This window comes from Flavobacterium sp. FlaQc-28 (assembly GCF_044007415.1).
GTDB lineage: Bacteria > Bacteroidota > Bacteroidia > Flavobacteriales > Flavobacteriaceae > Flavobacterium.
Genome location: NZ_JBIPCM010000011.1, coordinates 176564 through 183495, shown reverse-complemented (window position 1 = coordinate 183495; position 6932 = coordinate 176564). Strand labels below are relative to the sequence as shown.

Below are 6932 nucleotides of genomic sequence, written 5' to 3'. Positions count from 1 at the left end.
ACTAACAACCTTAAGGTGGTTATTGCGGCGGGGCTCACCTCTTCCCATCCCGAACAGAGTAGTTAAGCCCGCCTGCGCAGATGGTACTGCAATTTTGTGGGAGAGTATGTCGTCGCCTTTCTTTTAAGAATCCTCATCATTCATTTGATGAGGATTTTTTTGTTTTATAATCTTTTAGAAAATTAAGCTTAATCTCTACATGCACCGTGTTCAAAGCGTTGAAACTGTCGAGTATAGATAATTAGGATTACACTATATTCCAGCGGTTAAAACAGTTGTTTATAGCTTCAGCTTGTTTATAATAAGAGTGAAAAGAAAGTTTTTTTAATCCGAATGAGTTAAGGATTTTTGTTTTCGTGCAATAAAAGAAAAGGAGAGAACAGATAGATTGTCACTAAAGAAACTCTTAAAGTGCTTTATTGGAGAGACAGCTTTTAGTTTTAACTGTTTTGAAGCTGTTTTTTTATTCTTTTAATGGAAAGATTATCCTCGTCTGAAAATGTTATGCAGGCGCTTTTGTTTTATTGCTGAATGCACTTTTATATGATTAGAATGGAATTCTAGTTCCTTGTTTAAGTAAAAGACTTATTTTTCCTTTCAAAGGAAGTTAGCTTAATTGCTGTAGAAGGTTTGCTAAAAGTGTAGAACTAAATTTGATTCTTGTTTTTATAAGAAAATTAAAGAGTGGGATTGCAAAGGAGAGGATTAAATGTCTTCATATAGTAAATTTTAGAATTGTTATAACTAAAAAACTCCTTAAGGAATTAAGGAGTTTTTTGTGACAGATAGTCATTAATTAAAAATTAGTATAATTTTATTCGTATTTTAAATATCGTAAAACATCAACTTTGGTAGCCTGATAAGCTCTCGAAAGTACTACTGCGAGAGTGAGCAGTAGTAAAATGGTAAAACCAATTAAAAACGGAGAAATAGAAATAGAAACTCTATAAGCAAAATTTTCTAACCATTTGTTTAATAGATAGTAAGCGGGAAATAATGCAATCATAAATCCTATAATACTAAAAAGAATATATTGTTTGCAAAGTTCCTTTAATAAAACATTCGTTTCGGCGCCAAGCGTTTTTCGAATAGCGATTTCTTTCATACGTCTTTCTATGGAGTAAGAAGCCAGTGCAAATAAACCAATAAGAGCAATTACAATGACAATCACGTTTAGTAACGAAAAAAGATTCTTTTGTTTTACGTAACCGCTATAGGATCTTTTGTATTCCTTATCTACAAAATCATATATAAAAGGATATTCTGTATCAACTTTCTTTAACCATAAACTTTCTATATCAGCAATAGTCTGCTGCATAGTTTTAGGATCTGCTGTTATATAAATATTGTTCAAAAGGCCGCTAAACCATGATATACTTTTAAAATGAAATATTGACATTGGAGGTACTGCTTCGCCAGGATGTCCAATATTAAAATCTTTTACAACTCCCACGATAATAGCTTCTTTTCCATCCCAGTTTATTTTTTTACCAATAGGATCTTTCTCGTTTAATAATTTTAAAGCGGTTTCATTAATTAACATCGAATTAATGGTATCCTGAGAATATGCGGGATTTAAATAGCGCCCTTTAACTATTTTTATTTTCATCATTTCAAGAAGTCCAAAATCAATAGGAATATTACTCCCGTCTATATTTATGTCTTTATAATGATATGAAATTACAGATTTAGCACCTCTTCCCATAACAAAGCCACCGCCTGCAACTTGTTTTACGCCTTTTATACGAAGCAATTGGTTTTTGATATTATTGTATTTGCTAAATTGATTTTTATCTGTAATTTTTTCGCCATAAATGTTTCGATAAGAGATGTCAATAATCTGGTTTCCGTTAAAACCTAAATCTTTAGAATTCATATAATCAATTTGCTGATATACAATATAAGACCCAATAATAAAGAAAGCTGCTACGGCAAATTGAAATATCAACATTCCGTTGCGAAGCCAGACACCGCTTTTACTTCGAATAAAATTGCCTCTTAAGACTTTTAAAACTTCAAAATTTGAAACATAAATTGCAGGAAATATTCCAGCTACGATTACAGTTACAACAAAAATAACAGCTAATTGCAGATAGAATTGTCCGCCTTGCAATACCAGGTTTTTTTCTAAGAAAGCATTGTAATAAGGAATTGAAAGTTCGACAATTACAAGAGATATTAAAATGGAGAACAATAAAATTATAGCCGTTTCAAAAATAAACTGTTGTATTATATTCGATTTAGAAGCTCCAATAACTTTTCGGACACCAATTTCTTTTGCTCTTTTTACAGCATTTGCAGTAGCAGAATTAATGTAATTTACAATAGATAATATCAAGATTAAAATTGATAAACCAACAAAGATTAATAAAAGCTGATAATTCCCGTTGGTTTCTATAAGTCCGCCAGTTTTGGTATGCAAACGAATAGAAGCTAAAGATTCTAAATGAGGTTTAACTTGTCCAAATTTTTTAATAAACTCTTCTGGAACCATACCTTGAAACTTGGCTTGAGGCACCGTCATGTTATCGTAATAAACTTTAGCCAGACTTTTGGTAACTAAACCAGTATCAGTTGGATTTTTTAGTTTTAATAAAAGAATAAACTGAAAATTTCCCCATTGCTGAATGGTGTTTTTTACTCTTAAATCCATAAAATTGACTACACAAGAAGGATTGAAAATGGACTTTTTGTCTAGTTTATAAACACCTCTAACAACCAAAACCTGATCTTGTAAAATTATTTTTTTGCCAAATGCACTTTTGTTTCCAAAAAGCTGCACAGCCAAATCTTCAGATAAACAAATGCTGTTGCCATCAGGTAAACCTGTTTTTGCATTTCCTTCTATAAATTGATAGGGGAAATAGTCAAAAAAGTTTTTTTGTGCCACAAGAATTTTGTCAGATTGTATTTTTTTACCTTCATAATGAATGATTTCATTCTCGTAATTTCCGTTTACATAACAATAGGATTCGACCTCAGGATTTGTATTTTTTATTGTAGATCCTATCGGAGCAGAACTTGCAGCCCAATATGTAGTAGGATCCATTTGATTTGCTACCAAAAAGACATTGTCTTTATTAGGGTTCCATTGATCATAACTCTGTTCGTCGTTCCAATATAAAATTGCAAAAATTAATCCCGCGATTCCAATGCTTAAACCCAACACATTCAAAGCCGTAAAAACTTTGTTGTTTTTGATGTGATATACAAATATGTTAATCCAGTTTTTTAGCATGATCTTAGTTGTTTAAAGTTGTTGCGAAAACATCAACATTTTTATGATTTAATTTTTCTGAAAGAATGATTCCGTCTTTCATTAAAATTGTTTTTTGCGAAAACGAAGCGTCATAATCAGAATGCGTTACCATTAAAATTGTTGCCCCGCTTGCATGAAGATCAGTTAGCAATTCCATTACCTCATTTCCGTTTTTACTGTCTAGATTTCCAGTTGGTTCATCGGCAAGAATAATTTTAGGATCATTAATCAAAGCTCTTGCTACGGCAACACGCTGCTGCTGACCGCCTGACAGCTGTTGCGGAAAATGTTTTAAACGATGTGAAATGCCTAAGATGGCTGCAATATCTTCTACTTTTTTCTTTCTTTCAAAAGAATGCAATTTATTGTAAAGCAACGGAAGTTCAATATTATCATAAACTGATAATTCATCAATTAAATTAAAATTCTGAAAAATAAAACCAATGTTTTCTTTTCGAACTTTCGTTTTTACTTTTTCATTAGTGCCAATCATTTCTCGATCCAGTAATTTATAGCTTCCATCGGAGGCGCTGTCTAATAATCCAATGATATTTAATAATGTAGATTTTCCACTTCCAGAAGGCCCCATAATCGAAACAAAGTCACCTTCATTGATTGTTAAGGAAATTTCGCTTAATGCTTTTGTTTCTACTTCTTCAGTTCTAAAAATTTTTGAAAGTTTTGTAATACTGATCATAAATGCTGTTTTAAAGATTGATGTTTGATGATTATTTTTAGTGCCGAAGTAAAAGAAACAGTTCAAAAATTAAGATGTTTACAATATAATTGATAAATGTCTATTTTTGTTACTTTTACCAGCAAAAAAGATTCTCATATTTGATGATTTATTAGTCTAAATGTGATTTTCGTGCCAAAAATTTAAAATCTGTAACTGCTTTATTTTTACGTTTTTATTTTTTCAATACCAATTAAACTGTCCACAAATGGACAGCTTTCGTCCAAAACCGAACAAAAATGAAAAAAACAAACGCTTCCATATTAATCATCGACGATCAGGAAGACATTCTTTTTGCATCAAAAGTGTACTTAAAAAAGTACTTTGAAGAGATTTATACACTCAATAATCCAAAAAATATTGTCGAATTATTATCAGAAAAAAGTATTGATGTTGTTTTACTCGACATGAATTACAGAATTGGATTTGAAGATGGAAGAGAAGGCTTGTATCTTTTAAAAGAGATAAAAACACTTTCTCCAAAAACAGTTGTGATTTTAATGACTGCTTTTGGTAAAGTCGAAACTGCTGTTGAAGGATTAAAATCGGGAGCTTTTGATTATATTTTAAAACCTTGGGAAAATAAAAAACTATTAGAGTCTGTAAAACAAGCCGTTGATAAATCTAGAAAAGATCAGAAAAAACAAAAAACGGAGGTAATTGAAAATGACTTTTTCATAGGAACCTCAGAAATTATAAAAAAGGCCTATTTATTAGCCGATAAAGTGGCAAAAACAGATGCTAATGTTTTGATTCTAGGCGAAAACGGAACTGGAAAATTTGTTCTCGCACATCATATTTACACTAAATCAGAAAGAAAAAACAATCCTTTTATTGCGGTTGATTTAGGTTCGTTGAACTCAAATATTTTTGAAAGTGAATTGTTTGGTTATGCAAAAGGTGCTTTTACAGATGCCAAAATCGATACGCCGGGACGTTTTGAGATGGCGCAAAACGGAACTATTTTTTTAGATGAAATAGGAAATGTGCCTTTGCATCTGCAATCAAAATTATTGCAGGTTATTCAAACTAAAACCGTGACAAGATTGGGGGAAACAAAAGCCAGGCCTCTAAATGTTCGAATTATAACAGCAACCAATTTAAATTTAAAATTAGAAGCTGCTGATAAAAATTTCAGAGAAGATTTATACTATCGAATCAATACAATGGAAATTGTACTGCCTCCGTTAAGAGAACGAAATGAAGATAAAATTCCTTTGGCCGAGTATCTTTTGGAAAAAATGGCAGAAAAGTATGGAAGAGGTGAAATTACTTTTGATAAAAAAGTTTTGGAACAAATTGAAAAACATGCTTGGAATGGAAATATTCGTGAAATGGAGAATAAAATTGAACGTGCAGTAATTCTTTGCGAAAACAATCTCATTTCTGTTTCTGATTTAGATTTAGAAATTATAACGCCTTATGATGAAAGCGCAGATGACATTCAGCTTTCTTCAGTAGAAAAAACGGCAATAGAAAAAGCACTTTTTAAAAATGGCAATAATATTAGTAAAACTGCTGATGAATTGGGATTGTCAAGAGGTTCGTTGTACCGACGTTTAGAGAAGTATAATATCAATATTAGTTAATATGTTTAAAACTTTTCAAACTTATAAATTGCTGTTTTTCCGATTGATTTTAATTGTCATTGGAATCGAATTTTCTATTTATTTTTTTAAAATAGGATTGTTGTTTACGGGTATTTTTGGGCTTTTTATTGTTTTCCTGATAGTTCGTGAAATGTACTTTTATGTCCGCAATTTTATTTTGCTTTATGACAAAACCATTTCATCGATTTTGCAAAATGATTTCACGTCAGATTTTACCAAACATAAAGTTGATAAAAGTTATACCGAACTGTTTCAATTGTATGATACGATGAAGAACAGACAAAATGAACAGGATTCAAAAGATATTATTTATCGTTCGATTCTAAATAATATTGAAACTGGAATCGTTATTCTGCAAAAACAAGAAAAGGAGTGGAATGTTTTTTTAATGAACGATTATTTTTCCTCCTATTTTAATGTTCCAAAAGTTTCAAGATGGAAATATCTTAAAAACCAGCTTCCTGCTTTATGTGAAATCATTGAAAAGGATGATTTTCAGGAAATAAAAACGTCAATAGAAATTAGAGTAAACGAACAAAATCAGCAGACATTTGTTTTACAGGCTTCGCGAACTGAAATTTTTGAACGTGATTATTGTATTGTACTCCTCGATTCGATTCAGAACGTTGTCGAGAAAAAAGAAAAAGAAGCGTGGGTAAATTTAATGAAAGTCATTTCGCATGAACTTTTAAATTCGATAACGCCAATTCGATCTATTTGTCAAAACTTACAAGATTTAGTCGATCAAGATTCACTGTCAGCAGAAGATTTAGAAGATGTAAAGAATAGTGTTGAAACTATGCTGAGACGAAGCGACCATTTGCAAAAATTTGTCGAAGGTTATCGAAAACTCGCCATGCTGCCTTCTCCCAAAAAAGAGAAAACAGAACTGCAGTATTTAATTGATAATTGCATTCAAATTATGAATCCGTTATTTGTTGAGCAGCAAATAAATATAGTAAATACAATTTCGTTTAAATACTGGATTAATGTTGATGCGCATCAAATGGAACAAGTATTAATTAATTTGCTCACAAATTCGATTCATGCTTTAAAAAACAGTAATGAAAAACAAATTATAATTTCGGCTGAAGCCAAAGAAAACAGAACTTTTATTAGAGTAATTGATACTGGAACTGGAGTAGAAAAGGAAATCGAAAACAAAATATTCCTGCCTTTTTTTACAACCAGAACTGAAGGTGCAGGAATTGGTTTAACATTATCTAAAAATATTGTTGAAGCACACGGCGGCTATATTGCAAATAAAAACGAAAACGGAAAAACTGTTTTTGAGATTTGTTTGGTTGAATAATACTTTGTTGAAATT

The 6932-nt window shown here is 31.1% G+C and carries 4 protein-coding genes and 1 rRNA gene; 3 read left to right on the top strand and 2 right to left on the bottom strand.

What is annotated here, in order from left to right; translation table 11 throughout:
- Window positions 1-11: 11 nt before the first annotated feature.
- Window positions 12-121 (top strand): 5S ribosomal RNA (rrf, locus tag ACHRVL_RS22165).
- Window positions 122-814: 693 nt separating this feature from the next.
- Here rrf and ACHRVL_RS22160 read toward each other — a convergent pair.
- Entirely contained in the window at window positions 815-3238 is a 2424-nt protein-coding gene (locus tag ACHRVL_RS22160) for an ABC transporter permease (RefSeq protein WP_395415435.1), read from the bottom strand.
- A 4-nt stretch (window positions 3239-3242) separates the two neighbouring features.
- On the bottom strand, window positions 3243-3956 hold the full coding sequence (locus ACHRVL_RS22155) for an ABC transporter ATP-binding protein (protein ID WP_395415434.1): 714 nt from the start codon (window positions 3954-3956) through the stop codon (window positions 3243-3245).
- Window positions 3957-4234: 278 nt separating this feature from the next.
- On the opposite strand from ACHRVL_RS22155, the gene ACHRVL_RS22150 reads away from it, so the two are divergent.
- Both ACHRVL_RS22150 and ACHRVL_RS22145 read left to right on the top strand, forming a co-directional pair.
- Window positions 4235-5584, top strand: a complete 1350-nt coding sequence (locus tag ACHRVL_RS22150) for a sigma-54-dependent transcriptional regulator (protein WP_395415433.1) — start codon at window positions 4235-4237, stop codon at window positions 5582-5584.
- 1 nt (window position 5585) lies between these two features.
- On the top strand, window positions 5586-6917 hold the full coding sequence (locus ACHRVL_RS22145) for a sensor histidine kinase (protein WP_395415432.1): 1332 nt from the start codon (window positions 5586-5588) through the stop codon (window positions 6915-6917).
- Window positions 6918-6932 lie beyond the last annotated feature (15 nt).

Excerpts from the sequence above, each read along its gene's own strand:
- ACHRVL_RS22155 (WP_395415434.1), bottom strand. The coding sequence starts at position 3,956 with ATGATCAGTATTACAAAACTTTCAAAAATTTTTAGAACTGAAGAAGTA.
- ACHRVL_RS22150 (WP_395415433.1), top strand. The coding sequence starts at position 4,235 with ATGAAAAAAACAAACGCTTCCATATTAATCATCGACGATCAGGAAGAC.
- ACHRVL_RS22160 (WP_395415435.1), bottom strand. The coding sequence starts at position 3,238 with ATGCTAAAAAACTGGATTAACATATTTGTATATCACATCAAAAACAAC.
- ACHRVL_RS22145 (WP_395415432.1), top strand. The coding sequence starts at position 5,586 with ATGTTTAAAACTTTTCAAACTTATAAATTGCTGTTTTTCCGATTGATT.